The sequence below is a fragment of the Acidovorax sp. KPB24-07 genome (assembly GCF_057543315.1).
Genome location: NZ_BAAJYS010000673.1, coordinates 1 through 1239, shown reverse-complemented (window position 1 = coordinate 1239; position 1239 = coordinate 1). Strand labels below are relative to the sequence as shown.

The window sequence follows — 1239 nt, the reverse complement described above, 5'->3', positions numbered from 1 at the left end:
TGCCCGGCTGGTGGGCCACGCCGGCCCAGCGGTCCACGCGCGCGAGGCGAAGCGCTCGGCCAGGGCGCGCTGGTCGGCCGCCAGCACGTTGATCGCGTAGTGGGAGCCGGCCGACAGGGCCGTCAGCGTGGAGGCCTTGTGCGCCAGGCTCCACAGCACCAGCGGGGGCTGCAGCGAGACCGAATTGAAGGAGCTGGCCGTGAGGCCGATGAGCCCGCCGTCCGGGCCGCGCGCGGTGACGATGGTCACGCCCGTGGCGAACATGCCCAGCGCATCGCGGAACTCGCGCGTGGAGAAACCGGGCGGACGGGCGGCGATGGGGCGGTGCAGGGGGCTGTTCACGAAGGCGCGGGCGCGGGCGGCCGGAGGGAAGGGGTCGGCTATTATGGTCCGGCGCCTGGCGATTTGCTGCCGGCGGCCGCGGCGCCTGCCGTTCTCTTCATGGCCCTTCTACCCACTTTCACGACCCTCGGCTCCGGACCCACCGTGCTCATGCTGCACGACGCGGACGGCGACCACCTCACTTTCGCTCCCCAGGTCGAGACCCTGGCGACGGCCGGCTACCGCGCCGTGGCCTGGGACATGCCCGGCTACGGCCGCAGCGCCCCCATCGAGCCCTACAGCTTCAAGGGCCTGGCCAACAGCTGCGTGCAGTTGCTGCAGGCGCTGCAGTGCGGCCCCGCCGTACTGGTGGGCCACGGCCTGGGCGCCATGATCGCCATCGAGGTGGCGCTGCGCGAGCCTTCGCTGGTGCGCCGGCTGGTGCTGTGCAGCGGCGGGCCGGCCCTGGATGCGCACAGCCTGGACGAATGGGTGGCGCCGCGCCTGGCCGAACTGGATGCCGGCCAGTCGATGGAGCAGATCGCCCAGCGCCTGGTGCCGCGCCACATCGGCACCGGCGCACTGCCTGAGGGCGTGCGCCTGGCCGGCCACGCCATGGGCCAGGTGCACCGCTCGGCCTACCGCCGCGCCCTGGAGGCGCTGCCCACGTTCGCGCGCAGCGCGGCCGAGCTGTCGCGCCTGCACATGCCCACCTTGCTGCTGGGCGGCGAGCAGGACCGCTGCACCCCGCCCGAGGCGCTGCAGGCGCTGGCGCAGGTGCTGCCCGATGCGCGCCACCTGGACCTGCCCCACGTCGGCCACTGGCCGCAGCTGGAAGACCCCGACGGCTTCGACGGCGCGCTGCTGGCGTTCCTGGCTGCTTCCGAGCGGGTGCTGCATTGAGCGCCGCCGACCGCA

1 protein-coding gene and 1 pseudogene are annotated in these 1239 nt (G+C 73.8%); one reads left to right on the top strand and one right to left on the bottom strand.

Annotated features, from left to right (window positions below; all coding sequences use genetic code 11):
- A pseudogene (locus AC27IQ_RS24900) lies at positions 1-342 on the bottom strand (flavin reductase family protein); the annotation flags it as partial.
- Between the two features lie 99 nt (positions 343-441).
- Between AC27IQ_RS24900 and AC27IQ_RS24895 the strand changes: the two are divergent.
- On the top strand, positions 442-1224 hold the full coding sequence (locus tag AC27IQ_RS24895; RefSeq protein WP_272566145.1) for an alpha/beta fold hydrolase: 783 nt from the start codon (positions 442-444) through the stop codon (positions 1222-1224).
- Positions 1225-1239: the final 15 nt, after the last annotated feature.

Excerpts from the sequence above, each read along its gene's own strand:
- AC27IQ_RS24895 (WP_272566145.1), top strand. The coding sequence starts at position 442 with ATGGCCCTTCTACCCACTTTCACGACCCTCGGCTCCGGACCCACCGTG.